The sequence below is a fragment of the Paenibacillus sp. 01T424 genome (assembly GCF_056398745.1).
Genome location: NZ_JBFTPZ010000001.1, coordinates 137,158 through 158,393, shown reverse-complemented (window position 1 = coordinate 158,393; position 21,236 = coordinate 137,158). Strand labels below are relative to the sequence as shown.

General features: G+C 45.1%; 15 protein-coding genes. 11 read left to right on the top strand and 4 right to left on the bottom strand.

Features of this window, described 5'->3' with window-relative positions:
- The first annotated feature begins 3 nt into the window (after positions 1-3).
- The 6 genes from AC1DPK_RS00570 (at position 4) to AC1DPK_RS00545 (ending at position 10,914) form a co-directional block, all read left to right on the top strand.
- Positions 4-1,662 carry a glycoside hydrolase family 3 protein gene (locus AC1DPK_RS00570; RefSeq protein WP_477508932.1) on the top strand — a complete coding sequence of 553 codons (1,659 nt, stop codon included), beginning with the start codon at positions 4-6 and terminating at the stop codon, positions 1,660-1,662.
- Positions 1,622-2,698: a hypothetical protein gene (locus AC1DPK_RS00565; protein WP_477508931.1), complete on the top strand. Its 1,077-nt coding sequence runs from the start codon at positions 1,622-1,624 to the stop codon at positions 2,696-2,698. Before AC1DPK_RS00570 ends, AC1DPK_RS00565 begins: the two co-directional genes overlap by 41 nt.
- 174 nt (positions 2,699-2,872) lie before the next feature.
- Positions 2,873-3,307: a MarR family winged helix-turn-helix transcriptional regulator gene (locus AC1DPK_RS00560; RefSeq protein ID WP_339204315.1), complete on the top strand. Its 435-nt coding sequence runs from the start codon at positions 2,873-2,875 to the stop codon at positions 3,305-3,307.
- A gap of 94 nt (positions 3,308-3,401) precedes the next feature.
- A complete protein-coding gene (locus AC1DPK_RS00555) occupies positions 3,402-5,165 on the top strand; it encodes an ABC transporter ATP-binding protein (protein ID WP_477508930.1) in 1,764 nt (587 codons plus the stop codon).
- Positions 5,166-5,208: 43 nt separating this feature from the next.
- Complete coding sequence (locus AC1DPK_RS00550) at positions 5,209-6,945, top strand: ABC transporter ATP-binding protein (RefSeq protein ID WP_083681904.1); 1,737 nt, start codon at positions 5,209-5,211, stop codon at positions 6,943-6,945.
- Positions 6,946-7,254: 309 nt separating this feature from the next.
- Positions 7,255-10,914 carry an S-layer homology domain-containing protein gene (locus AC1DPK_RS00545; protein ID WP_477508929.1) on the top strand — a complete coding sequence of 1,220 codons (3,660 nt, stop codon included), beginning with the start codon at positions 7,255-7,257 and terminating at the stop codon, positions 10,912-10,914.
- A gap of 154 nt (positions 10,915-11,068) precedes the next feature.
- Here AC1DPK_RS00545 and AC1DPK_RS00540 read toward each other — a convergent pair whose 3' ends face one another.
- Complete coding sequence (locus tag AC1DPK_RS00540; protein ID WP_477508928.1) at positions 11,069-12,580, bottom strand: MFS transporter; 1,512 nt, start codon at positions 12,578-12,580, stop codon at positions 11,069-11,071.
- Positions 12,581-12,737: 157 nt separating this feature from the next.
- Here AC1DPK_RS00540 and AC1DPK_RS00535 point away from each other — a divergent pair, with 157 nt between their 5' ends.
- The 5 genes from AC1DPK_RS00535 to AC1DPK_RS00515 all read left to right on the top strand — a co-directional run bounded on the left by AC1DPK_RS00535 (position 12,738) and on the right by AC1DPK_RS00515 (position 16,149).
- Positions 12,738-13,556, top strand: a complete 819-nt coding sequence (locus tag AC1DPK_RS00535; RefSeq protein ID WP_477508927.1) for a MerR family transcriptional regulator — start codon at positions 12,738-12,740, stop codon at positions 13,554-13,556.
- A 123-nt stretch (positions 13,557-13,679) separates the two neighbouring features.
- The gene (locus AC1DPK_RS00530; RefSeq protein ID WP_076267682.1) at positions 13,680-13,886 is read left to right on the top strand and encodes a hypothetical protein; all 207 of its coding nucleotides are present in this window, start codon (positions 13,680-13,682) and stop codon (positions 13,884-13,886) included.
- A 162-nt stretch (positions 13,887-14,048) separates the two neighbouring features.
- On the top strand, positions 14,049-14,552 hold the full coding sequence (locus AC1DPK_RS00525) for a sigma-70 family RNA polymerase sigma factor (RefSeq protein ID WP_477508926.1): 504 nt from the start codon (positions 14,049-14,051) through the stop codon (positions 14,550-14,552).
- Positions 14,549-15,787 carry an anti-sigma factor gene (locus AC1DPK_RS00520; RefSeq protein ID WP_477508925.1) on the top strand — a complete coding sequence of 413 codons (1,239 nt, stop codon included), beginning with the start codon at positions 14,549-14,551 and terminating at the stop codon, positions 15,785-15,787. Before AC1DPK_RS00525 ends, AC1DPK_RS00520 begins: the two co-directional genes overlap by 4 nt.
- Before the next feature lie 239 nt (positions 15,788-16,026).
- Positions 16,027-16,149, top strand: coding sequence for a hypothetical protein (locus tag AC1DPK_RS00515; RefSeq protein WP_477508924.1), 123 nt, complete (start codon positions 16,027-16,029; stop codon positions 16,147-16,149).
- Between the two features lie 691 nt (positions 16,150-16,840).
- Here AC1DPK_RS00515 and AC1DPK_RS00510 read toward each other — a convergent pair.
- The 3 genes from AC1DPK_RS00510 to AC1DPK_RS00500 all read right to left on the bottom strand — a co-directional run bounded on the left by AC1DPK_RS00510 (position 16,841) and on the right by AC1DPK_RS00500 (position 21,014).
- Positions 16,841-17,413 carry a TetR/AcrR family transcriptional regulator gene (locus AC1DPK_RS00510; protein ID WP_477508923.1) on the bottom strand — a complete coding sequence of 191 codons (573 nt, stop codon included), beginning with the start codon at positions 17,411-17,413 and terminating at the stop codon, positions 16,841-16,843.
- Positions 17,414-17,473: 60 nt separating this feature from the next.
- Complete coding sequence (locus AC1DPK_RS00505) at positions 17,474-18,967, bottom strand: cellulase family glycosylhydrolase (protein WP_477508922.1); 1,494 nt, start codon at positions 18,965-18,967, stop codon at positions 17,474-17,476.
- 127 nt (positions 18,968-19,094) lie between these two features.
- Entirely contained in the window at positions 19,095-21,014 is a 1,920-nt protein-coding gene (locus AC1DPK_RS00500; RefSeq protein ID WP_477508921.1) for a DUF6259 domain-containing protein, read from the bottom strand.
- Positions 21,015-21,236: the final 222 nt, after the last annotated feature.

The window sequence follows — 21,236 nt, the reverse complement described above, 5'->3', positions numbered from 1 at the left end:
CAGATGAGAGCTTGTAACCAGCTTACGATGAAAGAGAAAATTGGGCAGATGCTTATGGTAGGCTTCGAGGGACTTACGCCGGATGCGAATATTGGCGACCTCTTGCAAAACCATTTCATCGGGGGAGTCGTGTTCTTTTCCCGTAATTTGGACAACCCTGAGCAGGCATATGCTTTAACGAAGAAACTCCAACAAATGGCTGCGGGTGCAACAGGCATACCGCTATGGATCGGAACAGATCAGGAAGGTGGCATGGTCGTCCGATTAAGACAGGGAATTTCACAGCTGCCAGCGGCAATGGCTTTGGGAGCGGCACGTGATCCTTTACTGCTCTATGAAGCTGCAAAGGGAACGGCAAAGGAGCTGAAGTTGCTAGGCATCAATATGAATTTCGCGCCGGTGGTCGATATTAACGTCAATCCGCGAAATCCGATTATTGATGTTCGGGCATACGGCGACGAAGCTGAACTTGTCGCTGAGCTCGGAATCGCCGCAATGCTTGGCTTTCAGGATGGAGGCATCGTCTCTGTTATTAAGCATTTTCCTGGGCATGGCGACACAGAAGTAGATTCGCACGCAGAGCTGCCAGTCGTGAGGCATTCTCTTGAGCGACTGCGGTCTGTCGAGCTTGTACCGTTTCGGCGATGTGCGCGGGCAGGGGCTGAAGCCGTAATGACTGCCCATGTCGGGATTCCATTGCTAAGCGGCGGTTTGTCTGTTCCAGCCACACATTCTCATGAAGTATTGACGGGTCTGCTACGGGAAGAGCTGGATTTCAAGGGGCTTATCGTAACGGATTGCATGGAAATGAACGCTGTAACGCAAGGCATTGGCGTCGGGGAGGCAGTCGTAAGAGCCGTACTTGCTGGAGCAGATCTTCTTCTCGTCAGCCATACGTACGAAAGCCAGCTGGAGGCGGCAGCTGCACTGGAAGATGCGGTAGCAGATGGGCGTCTGCCTGAAGATCGGATTGATGCTTCCGTGGAGCGCATTCTTCTCCTTAAGGAGCTCCGCATCGGAGAGCTGCGAGAGCGCAGCTGGGAAGAAACGCGGACCTATCTCGATCATTCGCAAACACTTCGGACGATTAAGCTGCTTCGCGAGAAAAGCATTACCTCGGTGAACCGTGAACCGAATTTTTGCCAGTTGTCTTCCGAAGTCGACACGCTTGTGCTTTGGCCGCAGATGGCGGCTGCTTGCAAGTCTGAGGATGAACCGATATACGATGATACCCTCGGCAGCTTTCTATATCCTTTAATGAAGGCAAAGTTCACGGAGCGTTTGTATAGGACTAGTCCGAGTACGGATGAGATTGCGGACTTGATCTCCGAAGCGGATGGATATGGGCAAATCATCGTGGGAATATTCCATACGGCTTCAAATCACGGGCAGACCGTTTTGGTTCGGAAGCTTTTGGCAGGTGGGAACAAAGTCATTCCGATCTCCCTTCGCAACCCCGTTGATCTCGCGGCATTTCCAGAAGCTAAAGGTTTCCTAGCCTGTTATGAGCATCATCCGCTAACATTGCAGGCCCTTTCTAGCGTTTTACTGGGCAAGCTTGAGCCTGAAGGAACTTTACCGGTTACGCTTCCCGAATACTCATTAGAAGGAGGCGAATCATATGAACGCGGTACAGCTTCCCGTGTTGAATCCGCCACTTAAAGGATTTTTACGATGGGCCTACACCCTTTCAATCACCAGCGTCCACGAAGAAACAATTCCTTGGTATTACAGCAACTTTATCCAGTTATCTTGCACCACAAAATTTCTGGAGGACGGCAGGCAATATTTTATCGATTTTTTTCGGGGCAAGCCAAACGAGTTGAATTTCAATAACCCATTTCTTCTAACATGCTCTGTGAATTATACGATTCTAGATAATTTGGCATTGGATGACTGGCCGAAATTTTTCGCGGATCAGATCCGCAGCGGCTATTACTGCATTGTGTTTGTGGATGAAGCCAAGCTGTCACCGGCAGCTTCTTATCAGAAAGAGCCGTTCCCTCATCATCTTTTTCTGTACGGTTTTGACTGGGAGGAAAATATGTTCGATGCTTCCATGTTCGATCATACGGGGGTGTACCGTAATGTGAAGATCCCATTCCATGAGTTTCAGGATGCTGCAGGTTCTATGCGAAAGCTTTTGAAGGAGAAACTCACGTCTGATCATCATACGTATTTTTACAAATATGCACCTCATTCTGCTTATCCTTTTGATAAAACGGCCGCGATCGACCAACTGCTCGATTATGTTAATGGCGAGACTCATTTAAACCGAATTAATTACAATCCAGACGAGGAAGCTTTCGGAATCAAGGTGTATAACTATCTGCAAATGTACTTTGATGCTGTAGAACAAAACGATTCTAGGCTAGGTGACCGCAATGATGCGAGACATCTTCACGTTCTCTGGGAGCATAAAAAAATGATGAGCGAGCGAATCGGATATCTTGTAGAAGAGGGGGTAATCCCTTATGACGAAGAGCTTGTGGAAGGCTACAAGGATATAACAAGACGGGCGATGAAGCTAAGAGATCAATACATTCGCCATGTTATTCGCGAAGATAAGGAAGTATTTAAACGGTTGAGGCTCCGCTTTGACCAATTCCGAGAAGAAGAGCCTGTTCTTTTGATTAAATTAATTAAACTTCTAGAAGAACCATCGAAATCGGATAAGATTTATGTAGAAAGTAGATAGCTGTCTAAAATGTTATAAGAGATGAGCTAGTAGGAGGGAGCTGCCGCGAGGACAGCTCCTCTTTGATGTTCATTGTAGTTAAAAGCTTCTAATGTATAATTAATGTTAGTTGACTAACAATAATTGTGATAAAATGAGGAAAGAGCTGGAGATGATAGGTAAAGGGGGGCGAAAATGAACAGAGATCGATCAGTTGCGCTCGAACTTAGAACGCTAAGAAATATGCTGCATAGACAGGTTAGCGGGTTTATGAGTCAAAAATATGGCGATCAATTGACTGGCATGCATGGATGGGTGCTGAGGTACTTTGTTGAGAACCAGCACAAGGAGATTTTTCAACGCGATTTCGAGAGCCAGTTCACGATTCGGCGTTCGACCGCGAGTAAGATTTTGCAGTTGATGGAGAAAAATAATCTCATAACGAGAGAGTCTGTTCCTTATGATGCAAGACTAAAGAGGATTATTCTTACGCCAAAAGCTATTGAATACCATGAAGCCATTATTTTAAAATACGTTGAATTGGAGCGTGAAATTAAGAAAGGTCTATCGCAAGAGGAGATGGATACTTTTTTTAATGTGCTCGATAAAATCAAAAAGAATTTGGAGTAGTCGTCGAAGTTGTTAGAGCGGCTTTTATTATTGTAATATAGTTAGTAGGCTTACAGTTCTATGGCTAACAACATGGAGAAGGAGCGTTTGATAAATGCTTAAGATTTTGAAGTATTTCAATCCCAAAAATGTTTGGTTTATCGTCATCAGTACTGCATTTATCGTGTTCCAGGTATGGCTCGATCTCAAGCTTCCCGATTATTTGGCAGAAATCACAAAGCTGGTGCAGACGGAAGGCAGCTCCTTAAACGAGGTATGGGAGCCAGGCGCCTATATGATGCTGTGTGCCATTGGAAGCTTAATTGCGTCCTTCATCGTTGTTTATTTGGTCGCGAAGAGCGCTGCATCACTCGCTAAGAGGCTTAGAAGCCTGCTCTTCGACAAGGTTGAATCATTCTCCATGGCCGAGATGAATCAATTTTCAACAGCAAGCCTCATTACGCGTTCCACGAACGATATTACGCAAGTACAAACGATTGTGGCGATGGGGCTGCAGGTCATGATTAAAGCGCCTATTTTGGCAGGCTGGGCAATTGTGAAAATCTCAAGCAAGAGCTGGCAATGGACGCTCTCGTCTGGTATTTCGGTTGCACTGCTTCTTCTCATGATCGCGATCGTTATTTTGTTCGCCATGCCGAAGTTCAGAATGATTCAAGGACTAACGGATCAACTGAACCGAGTAACGAGAGAAGGGCTTCAAGGTCTACGTGTCATTCGTGCTTATAATGCTGGACCGAGCCAAGAAGCAAAGTTCGAGTATGCAAATCGGGAGTTAACCGATGCGAATCTATTCACGAGCCGATTAATGGCATTAATGATGCCGGTCATGAGTCTAATCATGAGCGGATTAAGCTTGGCGATTTATTGGATCGGTGCGTATCTGATTAATGGAGCGGATACAGCAGCTAGATTAGGCTTGTTTAGCGACATGGTCATTTTCTCGTCCTATGCCATGCAGATCGTCATGGCCTTTATGATGCTGTCGATGGTTTTCTTCATGCTGCCGCGGGCGTCGGTTGCTGCCAAGCGTGTCATGGAAGTATTAAATACAGAACCAAGCATCAAGGATGGCAGTTCGAAATCGACTAATGCTGCGAAAGCAGGAGAGATTGAATTCCGGAATGTCAGCTTCAAGTATGCGGATTCGGATGAATATGTGCTTAGGGATATCAGCTTCGTTGCACGCAGGGGAGAGACGGTTGCGTTTATCGGCTCCACGGGTAGCGGCAAGAGTACAATGATGAACTTAATTCCAAGGTTTTACGATGTGACGGACGGCGAAGTGGTTGTTGCGGGAATGAATGTGAAGGATTACTCACTGAAAGATCTGCATAACAAGCTTGGTTATGTTCCTCAGAAAGCCGTATTGTTCAGCGGAACAGTAACGTCCAACGTTGCTTATGGTGATAATGGGCATGTGGCTGGCTCGGCGGACGATGTGAAGAAAGCGGTAGCGATCGCTAAGGGGCAAGAGTTTGTCGAGAAGCTGGAAGGCGGGTATGAGGGCACGATCTCGCAAGGCGGCTCGAATTTGTCCGGCGGACAGAAGCAGCGGTTATCCATCGCTAGGGCTATCTACCGTAAGCCTGACATTTATATTTTTGACGACTCCTTCTCTGCACTTGATTACAAAACCGACCGCCAGCTGCGTTCCATGTTGAATCAAGAAACAGCTGGAGCTACCAACCTAATTGTGGGGCAGCGAATCGGAACGATTAAGGAAGCCGATCTCATACTCGTTCTAGACGAAGGCAAAATTGTAGGAAGAGGCACGCATCAAGAGCTGCTTCAAACCTGCGAGGTATATCGTCAGATCGCGAACTCTCAGTTATCGAAGGAGGAGCTTGAAATTGGCTAAACAACAGGTCGCTACCAAGCAAAACATCGATTTCAAAGGCACAATGGGCAAGCTCGTCGCCTATTGCAAGCCGTACATTCCTCTTATTGTCGTGGCTCTGCTGCTGTCCGTGGTAGGCACGATATTTACGATTGTCGGGCCAAGCAAGCTGAAAGATATGACGGATCATATTACCAAAGGGTTAATGGGCGAAATTGACATGGACGCGATTAGCAGCATTGGTATATTGCTTGCTGTTCTATATGGATTAAGCGTCATCTTCTCGTTCTTCCAAGGCTATATTATGGCTACGGTAACACAGAAGGTATCGAAAAGCTTGCGTACGCGCATTTCCCAGAAGATCAATAAGCTTCCGCTCAAATATTTTGATTCCACGAGCAATGGAGACGTGCTGAGCCGCGTCACGAACGACATCGACACGATCGGGCAAACGATGAATCAAAGCGTCGGGATGCTTGTTACTTCTGTAACAATGCTGGTCGGCTCCTTGGTCATGATGTTCTATACAAACGTATGGATGACGTTGACGGCAATCATTTCGACGTTTCTAGGATTTGCCTTTATGACCGTGATGATCAAAAAATCACAAACTCATTTCGTTCACCAGCAGGCGAATCTTGGTGCGATGAATGGCCATGTCGAAGAAATATACTCTGGCTACGATGTGGTTAAGGTCTATAATGGAGAGCGAAAGGCGAAAGAAACTTTTAATCAAATAAACGATAAATTATATGAAAGCTCATGGAAGTCGCAGTTTCTATCCGGCTTGACGATGCCGCTCATGATGTTTGTCGGAAACTTCGGTTATGTGTCGGTCTGTATTGTCGGCGGAGCATTAGCGATGAATGGTCATATTTCGTTTGGTGTCATCGTCGCTTTCATGCTTTATGTTCGATTGTTCACGCAGCCCTTGGGGCAAATTGCACAAGCTGCGACTAGTCTGCAATCAACTGCAGCCGCAGCCGCGCGCGTTTTTGAATTTTTGGAAGAGAAAGAGCTTGAGGACGAGAACCATAAATCGAAGGTGCTTAAGGATGTTAAGGGGCAGGTCGAATTCCGGAACGTTTCCTTCGGATATGATCCGAATAAGCTCATTATTCACGATTTCTCAGCCCGTGCTTTGCCTGGTCAGAAGATCGCCATCGTCGGGCCGACGGGTGCAGGGAAGACGACGATCGTCAATTTGCTGATGCGATTCTATGAGCTGAATGGCGGGGAAATCGCTATCGATGGCGTTCCAATCCATGAGCTTCCTCGGGAAAATGTTCATGAACAATTCTGTATGGTGCTTCAGGATACATGGCTGTTCGAGGGAACGATCAAGGAAAATATCGTCTTCAACAAGCAAGGGGTTACCGATGCTGATGTGAAGGCCGTCTGCAAGGCTGTCGGTATTGATCATTTTATCCGAACCTTAACGAATGGCTACGACACGGTATTGAACGAGCAAGTGAACCTTTCCGCAGGTCAGAAACAGCTCATCACGATTGCAAGAGCGCTCATTGCGAACGCCCCACTGCTCATCCTCGACGAGGCAACAAGCTCTGTCGATACGAGAACAGAGCTTCTCATTCAGGAAGCGATGGACCGGTTGATGGCAGGACGAACTTCTTTTGTTATCGCGCACAGGTTGTCTACGATCAAGAATGCCGATATTATTCTCGTCATGAAGGACGGCGATATTATCGAAAGCGGCAATCATTACGAGCTTCTTGCGGCAAACGGCTTCTATGCTGAATTGTACAATAGCCAGTTTGAGACTGCGGAAGCGGCTTTGTAAAGGGGCATGTACTCCAAAAAAACTAAAAATCGTGGAATAGTCGTCAATCCATAGTGTAGAACTTAGAGAGGCGCTGGGGAAAGTACGATGAATTAATTCCGCGGAAATAGAAAACCCGATCGAATGAGATCGGGTTTTTTTGTATTTCCTACTCGCTTTTTTTCCATCACAGCTAAACTCGAAAGGACGCTTAATTACAATTTTTGTGAATAAAAATAAAATTTCTTAATAGTTAAGGAGGTTTAATTTTACAATGCACTGTTATAGTTCTCATTGACTAACCATTTTATTAAGGGAGAAGGAAACGTAATGAGAGCAAAAGTATTACGCAAGACAATAGTAATTGCATCCATTATAACGCTGCTAGGAGGGGGACTACATAGCGGTTTTGGTCAAAAAAACCATGTCTTTGCAGTAGATGAAGCATCGCCAAATGTTATCGTTGAAGATTTTGAAGATGGAATCTCAGATGTGAAATTTAATCCTAAACGCATGTATGATGCTACGCTGCACTTGGAGAACAACAAGAAGCATGTAAGAAATGGACAATATTCAGCTAGAATTGATTACGATATGATTGGCATCGTAGATAACCCTTCTCAAATTGAAGTCGGGTATAAAACAGGGAATATTCCAGTAACAGGCTACCCTACTAAAGTAGGGATGTGGGTTTATGGGAACAATGAAGGACATTTGCTAACGACAAAATTTAGAGATAAAGGCGGATCTTCATTCCAAGCAGAATTTTATGATGTAAATCAAATGGGTGTAGACTGGTCTGGTTGGAAATATATTGAGGCGGATGTGCCGCAGGGAAAACCAGGTCCGATCGTCCTTGAATTGTTTTTCCAATTGAAACAATCGAATATGAGCAAGAAAAATAAAGGCTCGATTTGGGTAGACGATATTACCTTTATCTATAAGGAACTTGACGAGGATAAAGAAGTTCCAACTATTAAACCTATAGCCCCTGTTCCGAATGAAGTGTTAAGCGCTCCGCTTGATGCATTGAAGGTTGAGCTGGACGATAAAGGATCAGGTTTGGATTTGAATACCTTATCTGTTCTTTTGGATGGAACGAATATAACGGATAAAGTAGACTATTCTGAAAATACAAAGGTATTAACCTACCCAGGAAAATATGTGGATGGCGGTTATCATGAGCTTGTGATTGAAGTGAAGGATAAGGTTGGTAACCCGTCAGGGAAAACATTCGCCTTCACAGTGAATGCAGGAGAACGATTGTTCATGACTGCTAACAAAGAAGCAATAAGCAACGAAATCTACTCTGTACAAGTAGGTATCAAAGATTATTTGAATGCAGAACAGGCAGAATTTGCACTAAATTATGATAAGGGTATTCTTCAAGTTGAAAGCATTACTCAGGCGACTGGTGTTGCCCTAACCTCAGATATTGATAATGAGCATGGGATGGTTAAAGTAGCACTTAATAACGTAGCAGCAGCCCATAATTCCGTTACGGTTAACTTCAGAGTGAGCTCTCATGCCGCGCTGGAGCGTGGTGAAGCTTACAAGACCATAACCATGAGCAATACAAATCTTACAGCTGGCGAAGCTCAGACTAGCTCACCACTCGCTGCTCCTATTCACTATACCATCGCATTTCCATATCAGCTGGAAATGACGGGAGTTGGTTTAGGCACGCCTTCTACATTTACAGTATTAGACCATGTGGGCAAGCCGTATGAAGGTGCGGACATTGTTTTCATTGGATTATTAAAGCAAAGCTCAGTAGTTACCGTTAACACCGTAACGTCTAATGTATATGAGGATGACGATACGTCTTCTGAGGTATTAATGGTTGCAAAAGCTGGTGAACGTTACTATGCTTCTGCAAAAGCTGAAGATGGATTATTCGAAATTATTTTCGCAGATGGTCAAACAACAGGTTATATTTCTGAATCGGATGTTAGCAGTCAGTTATTGAACAGCAGCCTTGGTAAAACAGATGCTAAAGGACAATTAACGACAGACCTAACTACATTGGCACTTGGAACCTATCAGGTTCAAGCGGTCAACGGTGATAAGAACAGTAAAGTTGTCAATTATGAAGTCGTGGAGCAATACGGTACAGATGCACCTCAATATGTTCAAACCTATGTGGCAGAAGATATGTCTTCTGAGCTGAGCGCTGCTTGGCAAACAAAGCCAGACCAAACCATTACTTATCTTGAATACATTGAAGCTAGTGAATGGGGAACAGGAGAAAGTCCTGATATCAAACATGTAAAACAACATCAAGCTGAGAGTGAGCTTCAAGTGCTTAGTATGAAGGAAAATGGAACGAAGGGTGAAATCCGGTTTCATAATGCTCTGATTGAAGGTTTGAAAGCAAATACCGCCTATAAATATCGTGTAGGTTATGAGGGCAATTGGTCGGCGTGGTATGAATATTCGACAGTTGATCAGAATAAATCAACACCGACCTCATTCTTGTTTATTACAGATTCTCATACGAATCAATCACAAGGCATACAAGCCTATCAAGAACTAATGACTAACGCTTTGAAACAACATCCATCCACACAGTTTATTATGCATGGTGGAGATATGGTTGATGTAGGCGGCGCATTTGAAGAATGGCAGAAATTCTGGCAAGCATCTGCGGTCTACGCAACAAAAATTCCAACTGCTCTAACATTGGGTAATCATGATGTGAAGAGTGAAGGGAAAGAAGTATTCACCAAAGGGGCGAATTTCCCAACGAACGGACCAGAATCTCAGCTTCAATATGCTTACTCTTATGAGGTTGATGATACTCATTTTGTCGTATTGAACTCAGAGGGTACAGAGGAACAAATGATAGATCAAGCAGCTTGGCTCGAAGAAGATTTAAATAAAAATGGTAAAAAATGGACTATCGTTATGTTCCATCGTCCTGCCTACCATACAGAAAATGGTCGAGAAACCCTTGTTGAGTATACACAAACGTATTTTGCACCTATTTTAGAAGAGAAAAAAGTTGATTTGGTTCTAGTAGGTCATGATCATGTGTATGCGCGTACCTATCCAATGCAAGATGGTAAGCCCAATAAGGATACAAATGAAGGTACCGTTTATCTTGATGGTGGTGCATCGGGCTGGAAATTTTATGATGGTACACAATATAATTATTTGAAACATATCTTTGATGAGGACGTGCCAGTATATTCCGCTATTGAAATTACTGAGGACGGGATTCATGTGGAAGCACGTACAAGTGCGGGTAATAAGATCGATGAGTTTACTGTCGTGAAAACAACGGGAGTTGAGCCAACGCCGACACCAACGCCAACACCAACGCCAACATCAACACCAACATCAACACCAAAAGCAACGCCGGCGCCAACATCGACACCAACGATTACGAAACCAGTCTTCAACGACAAGATCGATGTGGATGTAGTTAAGGCTATCGTGGAAAAAGAGAAATCTGCTCCTGCTTTAAAATTTACGGACGTCCCAGCATCTTCGTGGAGTGCTTTAGTAGTGGAGCGTGCTGCTAAGATGGGGATTGTAAAAGGCTATAGTGATGGTTCTTACCATCCGAATGAAAATGTAACTCGCGCCGAGTTCGCCACGATGCTTGCAAAAGCTTTTGGTTTAACGAATTCAAACAGTGCTTCCTTCTCTGACACCAAGGGGCATTGGGCCTCAGAAGCGATTGCAGCATTACAGGCTAATGGGATAATTACAGGTTATAGCGATGGTTCTTTCCATCCTAATCAAAAAATTTCCCGTGCTGAAATCGTTGCAATGCTAGCTCGGTTGACGAACTATGTTCCTAGCGCAACCAATCCGTTCTCGGATGTAGTCACGAACTGGGCTTCTGAACCAATTAATGCTTTTGCTAGTGCAGGTATCGTAAGCGGTAAAGGCAGCGGATTGTTCAAACCAAATGAATCTGCTTCCCGTGCCGAGTCAGTTGCGATGATTGTTCGCTTGTTGGATAAATTGCTTGAACAATAAGTAAAGTTAAAATAATTGTAGTGTTGTATAACCAAGGCTCGCCATCAGCATGTAAAACCCCGACCTTAAGAGGTCGGGGTTTTTGCTTGTAGGAATGTAATGTATCTTGATTGCTCCGCAATATAATCCCTTCAAACTTCTTAATTTAGCACTTTCATGGTTGTTCTGAACGTTTTTCTGAATGACTTTGTTTTGATCTATTTCCTATCCATAATATAACTAATGAGGTTATTGCAAAAAATACGGATAACCCCAGCAGTATGGCGAAAAAAGATTGATCAAAAGCTAAGCGCCCAGCCGCTTTCAACGCTTCGGATGCCTGAACAGGCAGCCCATCGGCAACCAACAGCGCTTCGTCCAGACTGTCTTTTACATTGGCAGGAACCTGAAATCCCTCGGGGATATTCATAGCGAGCGTATACACTAGACCAGAAATGCTTCCGATGATTGCAATTCCGGACGCCCCGCCGACTTCATAGGCCACTTCCTCAATTGAAGCCGCCATCCCCGCTTTTTCAGGTGGTGCATAACTCATGATCGAGTGAGAAGCTGCCGTCATTCCTGCTCCCAAGCCTGCTCCGAGGAGTGCTAGTCCAATCATTTGTCCAGCAAGGCCGGAATTAAATTGAAAGACATAAATCATCGTTCCCAAAGCGGCAATCAGAAGAGCGAGGCCTTTGATATATATCACATTATAGCGATGCAGTATCTTACCGATCAGCGGACCTGCAATAAGAGCCGCCGCCGGTACGCTTAGCGTGATCAGACCAGCTTGCAGTGGACTCATTTCTACCACTAATTGAAGTCGCTGAGTCACAATATACTGAACTCCGAGCTGTCCAAATAGACCGACTAAAGCTGTAATACAACCTGTCATAAAGGGAGATATTTTAAAGAGTGACAGGTCGAGCATTGGGTTTGGGCTTTTGAGCTGACGACGAATAAAGATAATCATTGCCACGATCCCGATAACGGCGGCAATAGCAGCAAGCATGGGGGACCCTTCGCGCTTTGCAAATTCTTTAATAGCAAAAACAATCGCCACCATGGAAATCATGATCTGAATGGAGCCGGTAAGATCCCACTTCGTATTCTTATTGCCTTCATGCTTCGGAACATATACCAGCGTCAAAACAAACGCTAAGATCGCGATTGGAACATTGATCAAAAAGGCGGCACCCCACCAAAAATGCTCCATAAGCAATCCGCCTACAAGGGGACCAATTCCAGCCCCTCCAGAAGCAATGGAACCCCAAATGCCGATCGCAAGTCCGAGCTCACGCGGGTCGGTAAATGTGACTCTGATGATGGATAATGTAGCAGGCATCATCATGGATGCCCCAACAGCAAGGAGTATCCGTCCTACTACCAACACAGATGGAGTTGGAGCAAAAGCGGCTAGGAGAGAAGTTGCCGTAAATACGAGCAATCCAAGGGCGAATATTTTTTTATGGCCGTAACGATCTCCGAGTGCCCCCATCGCCGGGAGCAGACCTGCCATAACAAGCGAATAACCGTTCAGAATCCATAATTTTTCCGATGCCGAAGCACCTAGGTCGTAAGTTAAGCTTGGCATAGCCGTATAAAGAATCGTCGCATCCATTACTATGAGCAAAAGAGCGCTTGAGACAACTGCCAGAACGATCCAACGATTGAAACGATACATCTTTCTTTCCCCTCCACGTCAAACTAATCTAATAACCTTCTGAATTAACTCTAAACTACAGGGTTACCCTATTGTCAAAGCCAATTTCGTTAGGTAAAATTTAGCGGTAATCCATGTATCGGTTTATGAGATTTTCAGACTCGGAGGAATATACAACATGTCCGATATTAACGGTCGTTATCTCACGATCAGCAAACTGGCGAGCATAAGCGGAGTTACAAAACATACCCTTCTTCACTATGACGAGATCGGGCTCTTAAAGCCTGAATTTATTCATGTAAATGGATATCGCTATTATTCTCATCGCCAATCCTATATTTTGGATATTATTAATGTGCTTAAGAAGGCTGGGAGCTCTCTTCAGGAAATCAAAGGTTTTATCCAGAACCGGAACACTTCGAGTCTCATCGAGTTGTTTAATCAAAAGCATCGTGAATTGGAATCAGAGCTGCTTCGAATTAAACGGATGCAAGATATTTTGCAAAATGCCACTCAAATGACGAAGACATCGATGGAGACGTTGCGGGACAATCCTTCTATAGAAGAATGTGAAATGGAGTATTTAATCGCGACGCCGCTCGAACAAGGGGACGAAGAGGAATTTGCTGTTAAGTTAAGTGAACATCGCAATTATTGTGAAAAACATTTTATCAATCACGAATTTCCGATCTGGGCGCTTATAAGCAAAGAAAGTTATGAATCCAGCACCTTTTCTTGGAGCCATGTAGCTAATAGGATTAAAGCGCCGATTTTGGGAGGCAGAATGCTAATCAAGCCCAAGGGCTTTTATGTTGTTATGGACCATAAAGGCTCTTACGAGAGTATTTCAGAGGCTTGCTCTATTATTAAAAAATACATTGAGCGCAAAGGATTGAAAGTATGCGGGAATGTGTACGTAATGGATTTGCTCAACTACTTCTCAGAGATGGATTCGGATAGTTATGTTGCTCGGGTCTCCGTTGAGGTTACTGATTAGAACATGCTTGCGAATTTTGCGCCTAATGACTTCGGGATGATATATAGTAAAAAAAATAGGCAACAATCTTTGAAGGATAGTTTTTGATCTTGTCGAACTGCTTAAAATAAGGAGGGCGGCTTAATGCGGATCGATGATTTTATTGGACATGTAGTCGTTGTAGAGTTAGACTCAACAGTTACCTATGAGGGTGTTCTTCTTGATGTTAAAGATCCTGAATTCACAGATTATGTAAAAGTAATTAATGCACAAAGTACGGATTGGTTGCCGAGGCAAGAAATTTATAAAATTGTTCCCGTTTATCCCAAACGCTTTATATCTGAGGAATGAAATTAGAATGCAAATAATAAGCCATTTTAGCAATGTTAACGAGGCTAAGATGGCTTTTTTATATCCAGAGTCATTAATTGAATAGTTGGACGACTTCCGTTTTTTTGACTGTAAACTGTAACTTTAGTTCGTCTGATTCGTGATTAGGGCAGGGGGGAGAAAATGAAGGGAAACCATCTGGATGATATTTACCAGCTTTATGTGCAGGATGTCTATCGCTACTTGCGCTCCCTCTGCTACGACCATCATACGGCAGAAGATTTGATGCAGGAGACCTTTTACCGGGCATATCTTTACTTGGAAAATTGTCAAGACGAGAAGATCAAGCCATGGTTATTCCGGGTTGCCTATAATGCTTATGTAGATTACAAGCGCAAGGAGAGCCGCACAACACTGCAGACCCCTGATTATTTTCAGCGTCTTGCAGATCATCATACCCCGGAGGATGAACTGTTGCGTCAGGAGCGTTGGAACGAAATCGGGCGGTCTTTATCCGGATTGCCGGAAAATCAGCAGCAGGCGATGCTGCTCATTGATTTTAACCAGCTTACGTATCAGGAGGCTGCAGACATTATGGATATCCGATTATCACATGTGAAGATTTTGCTGTTTCGAGCACGGCAAGCGGTACGGGGACAGGGTAGAAAGGAGGAGGGATCAGAATGAGTGAGGATTTCAAACGGAAGTTACAGGATTATGCTGAAGGCAAGCTCACTGATGAAGAGCGTGAGGAAGTAGAGCGTGAAATGGAGAAGATGGAGGTTTATCAAGCTTATTTGGAGGAAGTTGTGACACAGTCAGACCAGAAGCTTTCCCGTGAGGGGGAGGATGGACAGACGACGCGTAATCGCATACCTTCATTGAAAGAAGCCGTTATTATCCGACGTGGCAAATGGAAGGCGCGGGTGATGAATGTCTTTACGGTACTATCCGTCCTACTAGTGCTGACTGTGATTAGTATGATTATTACTGGTGTATTTTACGGGAGCGGCACGCCGGACCGGATGAAGGCTTACCGGGATGTTGTGGAGTCAGCAGTCGCTGTTTCCCACCCCAATCTGAAGGTCAATATGAATGGAACAGGCAATGCTTTTTTTACAATGGACTTTACAGGTAAGCTGAATAAAAGAGTTGGTGACGAAGAGATTGCTGTAGCAGATTTTTCGATGCGGTTTCTGTTGAATCTAGCCTCGGCTCCGCAGATTACTTGGCAGGGAAACATGATAGGGGGCAATAGTATTTTTTATCATCCCGATTATAAACCAGCAAATCAAAGCGAACAGCAGGAGACTAACCGCCGGGAAGAGGAGCGCTTTAACCATAATGAGTGGGTAAAGCTCGAGAAGCTCCCAGAGGGAACTGTGGCAGAAGCTTATCTATCATTGGACCGGTTATTCTCGACAGATGAGCTATTAAAGCAATTCGAGCATAAGAACATGGAGCCAGTCTGGTTCGCGGTGGATACCGGTCTTGATCCGAAGCAAGTTGATAGCGGCGGAGCCATTACAAATCCAGTGGGTTTTCCTTACTATCCGATCTGGCAATCTGATGATATGACGGTGGACTTCTACTCGGAAGAAAAGACAGGGTGGTTCGGAAAAGTGGTGTCCAGTGGTGGATCTTATCCATCACTCGAATCCTATGGAGACGGGGAAAAGAGGAATGGCTACTTCAAGAAAACCTTATACATGCTACAGAAAAATAAAGGTATTTCAACCAAAGTAGCTCCTTTTCTAGAGTTAGATCACACAATTGATTATGTTGAAAAAAATGGTGTAATGCTGTATGGAGCTGTTATTACCGGCCCGGTCAAAGAGCTGCTAAAGCTGCGTGAGGAGCCATGGGTCAGAGACATAAGGGTTGGTGAAGTACAGCTATGGAACTGGCAATCGCGCGAGTAGGGTAGAAGATGTTAAAAAAACAAGAAAGGAGAAGAACGATGAAACATCATCCAGTATCGTGAAGAGGATCACTACGGGCTTATTCAGACAGGACGATCTAGGCTGGTCGGCTCACTTTCTCTTACATATGGGTGATATGAAGCCATAGGAATCTAACAAAAAGATTGAAGGCTCTGCCGGGAGTAAATACCTGTGGCAGAGCCTTTATGTATTATAGGCTTAGTTGACAGCTGTTAACGTTGTCTCATTGGTATAAAGAAGAGCGGCAAGCATTGGATGAAGCTGGGCAAATCGAGACCGAATTCCTTTGGATAAACGAGGTGACCGCTGGTTCAGCGGGCGGGCAAATGAGGCTGTTCTGACGAACATTCGCTGAATATTGAATCACTTCTTCTTCTTTTTGAAAAAACCAAATAACACTGCAAAAATAATGACAACGATTAAGAAACCACTCAATGATAACGCCCCTTTTTTGGAATTATAGCACAATCTGCATGATTGATAGAAGTGAATAAAAGTCAGGATTGAAAATTGACTAGGGAGGAGGTGCTGCCTAATGGGAGCGCCGAGAATATTGCACTGTCCCGGCAGCAAGTGGAGCATGGCTGAGAGGATGTTCAAGGTGATTCGGGATTACCCGGAACAAGTCGCAAAAGCTGTTCATTGGACTCCGTATTCGAGACAGGAGTATGTTTATTCGCAAAAGTCTGCGGGAAATTGGACTCAATCAACCTGGATACGAACAGGTTCTGCCGTTTGCGAGGGTTGTGGAATGCGACGGAACAATCGCTCATGGTGTAACAACCTATTGCCTCTCCTCGAGACCCCAAAAACAAAAAAAGAAACCTCACGTTTTTAAAAAACGTGAGGTCCTCTACAATATGGAGAGGATTGCGGCAAAGGGCTGCAAGCCTCAAGTTTATATTTCAAAAGGGCTCACGAATGTAACTTAATCTTTGAAAATGAAGAGAAGATGATAGGGAAATTGCGTCTCGATTACAAAATGAAAGAGATACCGTCAACTCTCTTAGTCTCCTCTTAACAAAGCGAAGCTTAATATTTTCTCAATAGCGCCGGAAGCACGAAAGCATTGATCGTCTCATGCAAATGCTCGCTTGTGACAGCTTCCGAATGCTTGACCACATAGATACTCGCACTTTCTAACATACCGAGTAAGCAGGCAGCTGCGAGCTCGAAGTTCAGTTTGTTTAATTCCCCGTCATTATGCCCCTGGCGGAGGACTCCAGACAAGAAGACGATATAATTCTGCTTGATTACACCGATCCGCTCCAATATATCTGGCTCGATTCCGTTCGTAATCTCGTTAGAGATAATATGAATAAGCTCACCGTATTGTAAAAACAACTCGATATGCTTGCTAACGATTTTCCGGATTTGCTTATCGGCAGTCTCGTCTTCCTGCAGCACGTCCTCGATTTTCTCCATCAGCATTTGAAGTCCGTCCGTCACGATTCTCTCGAACAGCTCCCCTTTGCCCGAGAAATGATAGTAAAGCGTGCCCTTAGCTACGTTGGCTTCTTTGGCAATATCGTCCATGCTCGTCTTGTGATAACCGAATTCGGAAAAAAGTTTGATTGCGGCATCGATAATTTTATTTCTGCTCACCTTACTATCGGTCCCTTCCTAGGTATTGATTTTCCCTAGAGTATACCATATGTCGGGGAATTAACCGATTCTAAGCGTCCTTCTTCCTCCACCTGAGTGCTGCAAGCAAAGATAACCCGCTGACGATCCTTCTAAGCCTGACCATTCATATCCACTCTCAGCGGAGGTTAGCATCAAGTCTGCGGACTGCATGGCTTTGATATCCGGAAAATAGATTCTCGTCGGTACGTCGACACCGGCATCCTCATCCCACTCCATCTCGAAACGGTTGTGATTGCGATCATAGGAGTAGCTCAAGATTTTCCCGGCGACGGCTGCAGGAAAGCCGCGGCACACTCCGTTAAAGGAGCTGAACTGATCCATCTCTGGGTACAAATAACACCAGTAAATATCACCGCATAACAATCGTTCAAAGTTTTTCTGAACGTCAAGACACGCTTGTTCCGCCAGATGGGATTCGCCGTAAGCTCCCCATTCCCCGATGACCATCGGCATGTTCAGCCTGTTCTGGGTTTGTGCGTGATTGTCGAAAATTAAGTCAACACGACGGCTATTAGCAACGTGCACGTAATCGGAATCTGTAACCAAATCGTAGCCATGCGGCGCATACGCCTGCTGATCATCTAGTTGGCCGTTTGCCCCGACGACTGGTTGGATCGAACTGGTCACTCCTAGATTAGAAAAGTAATTCGTTTCAAGAAACAGAATTCGGTCAGGATCTGCTTCGCGAATGGCTTGACCCGTCTTCTGGAAAAAGGGAGAGAGCACATCCCGTTCGAAAATGACCTGCGCGGGTGCAGTCGCATGCATGACTTGGCGATAAACATCGATGGAATCCAGCAAACTTAGTGCCTGCAGCTTCTTCTCGGGATCGAGCCATGTGTTCAGTAGCTCTTCCATGTTAGGGGGGAGCTGTCCCGTTAGTTTTGCTGCCTGTTCTCCGTATGCAGCAAACATGCCTTGAACCATTTCCCCGACTTTGGAGCCGATGAAGGGTTCATTCATCATATCGTATCCGATGAGATTAGGCTCGTCGCGAAGCCTTTCGACAACGAAACGCCAAGCCGAAACGTAATGGTCCTGTAAGCCGACGCCATCGGAAGCAGGGGTGTTGTTCCAGAAGTGATCGAATGCGGTTTGAACTGCCCGGTCGAACAGATAGGCATCGCTCCAGAGATCGGTTCGGGCATACTCATGGTTGTCGGTCAATGTAGCCCATGCAGGGGCGCCGTCCGCGTATAGCGAGCTATACAAATCTTGGTGCATATCGAGAATGACGTACAGGCCGAATTGATCGGCCAACCGTATCATCTTCTGGACGTTATCTATATATTGGCAATTGAATTGTCCTGGCGACGGTTCGATTCCGTCCCAGATAATTCCCAGCCGGATGACGTTGAATCCCCATTGTTTTAATTTTAGAAAATCCGTCTGTGTCCAATCATCGATATATCCTTTTTCGTTCTCCTTACAAACCATGCTTATGCCGTGAAGAATGACTTGGCGTCCTTGAGCATCAATGAAACGAGAGCCTTTTGTTGTCATGTTTTTCATATGAATTCCTCCCTTATTTAGAATTGTACTGACTAGTCAGTTTAATCTTAAAGGGTGGATACCGGGAATGTCAATCTGAAATTGAAAGAGAGGTTATTAGTTACGGCTCGGCTTGGCGTTAATCGGCCTATTGAAGTTCTACTGATGAGAACGGCTCCTCATTAGCCGGAATGATCGTATAACTATCCTTGTCTAGATCAATCTCGACGATTGTACCGTCTGCGTACGTGCTGCGTTGTTTGCGCCAATTACTTCCTTCAATAAATTCGTGACTCATCATCTCAAGAACCCCTACAAGCTGATGAAGCCTAGCTAGCGTCCGGACGATCGGAATCTCTTTCTCTGCAGGTTGGATCGACAGATAAGGGACGCCGGCATTCAACAAACCATGAAGTGATCCGAGATCGGTCTCTGGGATTCCCCAGTCTCCTCTATTCAAAGACCAAGGTACAATGATCGCATCATGATAGACAAGGGAAAATAAAGGGGTTGAAACGCCGATGCTTTTACCGCCTCCAGGGTCCGGATCAAGCGCATAGGGAGCATGATGGACGAGATCCAGCGCAGGTAATGCCCAATCTGCGGGCTCCTCCGAGCTGACCAGCATCCCTCTAGAGCGGATTTCCTCAAAACAGGAGGCACGGTAAGCCAAGCATTCTGTTCTGGTCATCCGATGCCCCGGATCATAGCATTCATCCCCAGGCACTACGGCGAAAACATCGATGTAAACGCCATTCGGGTGGATACCGTTTTCTTGCAGCAGATCGTGATTGCGCTCAACATAGCCTTTGGACAAACTTGTACAAAGCCAGCTATGGGCGCCTCCTGCCCAGTAGTCAGAAAATTCCTGCTTTCCTTTCCTATCCTTAATCGTCAGATTAGGGTCGTAGGAAGCGGCATCGTGATAGTAGTCGCGGTAATTGTCGTGCAGCGCAAGTAGAATCTGTTCCGCTCGGCAAACCTCTTGAAGCTTTCGGAATCCTTCCCATCCGCCACCTTTAGGGGTTGGCGGGAGGACGTCAGGATGAAGATTGTCGTAGCCATTAAGCCCCCACCCATCCACGTGGACATAGAGCTTACCGGCATATTTTTGTTTGAGCGCTGTGAGCTGTCGGGCCCGCTCTTCGAAGGATACGGCATAGTCGTTCAGCTCGGGATTTTCCTTATCAAAATAATAAGAGTTCGGTGCAATGCGAGTATGCACGCTCGTGTGTACGATGGCCGAGCCAATTAATGCAGATAGTTGTGGATTCTGCACTTGCTTCTCTGTTAATGTGCGTAATTTTCCTAGGCTGCGTACATATTGGCGATACAGCTTAGCCATTACGACATAGCTCATATCTTTCGCGAAGCGGATACGTAGTCTCCGCGCAGCGCTGAAGCGCTCAAGCGAATGAATCCATACGACTTCTGCATGCGTGTGCACAAGTGGAATATGCTCTATGGACAATCGTGCGTCTTCCGGCGTGTCGATGATGGATAGATAGCCATTCCCATCTTTAACCTGCCCCCACCACGGCATATAGGCATCCCTGCTGAACATGATTCCTTGATGATATCTACGGATAGGCTGCGGCCAATTTCCCGGAATTAAGTAGCCTTGCATGGCCGGCACGACCGTATAATCACTCTCGCGAGCACTGGCGAATTGGAAAGTACCAGGCCAGACGACTTCGCATACGTCTTTACATTCGCTAACTTCAAGCACTTCAAACACGAGTTCGCCGTGATGCGTGTTCATCAGAACGGTAACAACCGTTTGAATCCCGCTGGCAATCCCGTCTTCGGAAGAATGATTAAGCTGGATGCGGACGCCTTGGAAGTAGCCCGACACGATCGGTGAGAAACTTTTGTTCTCAGCCTGACTAAGAGGGATTTGAACTCGACCAGTATCCTCGAATCCTAATGCCATACTCGCGGCCTCGGGAACGGTTTCCCACGTGGTGTCTCCTGTATCCACGCGCAGAATTAGACTTCTCTTGTCTAGCGAAACCTTCATGCCGTTGTTTTCCATCATGAATAACTGCTCCGTATTTTGGATGGTCATATCACTGTTCCTTTCTAAAATAGATGGTGATGCCCCTTAATCTATCACTTAAAGGGGGAATCAACTATATCGCTTTATTAAGATCATTACGAAAAAATGGTGCTATAGGGTTGTTCGGTTAAAAATTTGAAAGGAATATGAATAATTGAATATCGTGCTTATGCATTTTCGAGTGCCAGATTAAATTATGAATGTTGTGTCTGAATATGCTCTTGATTAGCA

What these genes read in the sequence shown, in the direction of transcription:
- AC1DPK_RS00530 (WP_076267682.1), top strand. Translation starts at nt 13,680, where the DNA reads ATGCGGATCGATGATTTTATTGGACATGTAGTCGTTGTAGAGTTAGAC.
- AC1DPK_RS00555 (WP_477508930.1), top strand. Translation starts at nt 3,402, where the DNA reads ATGCTTAAGATTTTGAAGTATTTCAATCCCAAAAATGTTTGGTTTATC.
- AC1DPK_RS00545 (WP_477508929.1), top strand. Translation starts at nt 7,255, where the DNA reads ATGAGAGCAAAAGTATTACGCAAGACAATAGTAATTGCATCCATTATA.
- AC1DPK_RS00565 (WP_477508931.1), top strand. Translation starts at nt 1,622, where the DNA reads ATGAACGCGGTACAGCTTCCCGTGTTGAATCCGCCACTTAAAGGATTT.
- AC1DPK_RS00550 (WP_083681904.1), top strand. Translation starts at nt 5,209, where the DNA reads ATGGGCAAGCTCGTCGCCTATTGCAAGCCGTACATTCCTCTTATTGTC.
- AC1DPK_RS00570 (WP_477508932.1), top strand. Translation starts at nt 4, where the DNA reads ATGAGAGCTTGTAACCAGCTTACGATGAAAGAGAAAATTGGGCAGATG.
- AC1DPK_RS00505 (WP_477508922.1), bottom strand. Translation starts at nt 18,967, where the DNA reads ATGAAAAACATGACAACAAAAGGCTCTCGTTTCATTGATGCTCAAGGA.
- AC1DPK_RS00540 (WP_477508928.1), bottom strand. Translation starts at nt 12,580, where the DNA reads ATGTATCGTTTCAATCGTTGGATCGTTCTGGCAGTTGTCTCAAGCGCT.
- AC1DPK_RS00560 (WP_339204315.1), top strand. Translation starts at nt 2,873, where the DNA reads ATGAACAGAGATCGATCAGTTGCGCTCGAACTTAGAACGCTAAGAAAT.
- AC1DPK_RS00500 (WP_477508921.1), bottom strand. Translation starts at nt 21,014, where the DNA reads ATGACCATCCAAAATACGGAGCAGTTATTCATGATGGAAAACAACGGC.
- AC1DPK_RS00535 (WP_477508927.1), top strand. Translation starts at nt 12,738, where the DNA reads ATGTCCGATATTAACGGTCGTTATCTCACGATCAGCAAACTGGCGAGC.
- AC1DPK_RS00520 (WP_477508925.1), top strand. Translation starts at nt 14,549, where the DNA reads ATGAGTGAGGATTTCAAACGGAAGTTACAGGATTATGCTGAAGGCAAG.
- AC1DPK_RS00525 (WP_477508926.1), top strand. Translation starts at nt 14,049, where the DNA reads ATGAAGGGAAACCATCTGGATGATATTTACCAGCTTTATGTGCAGGAT.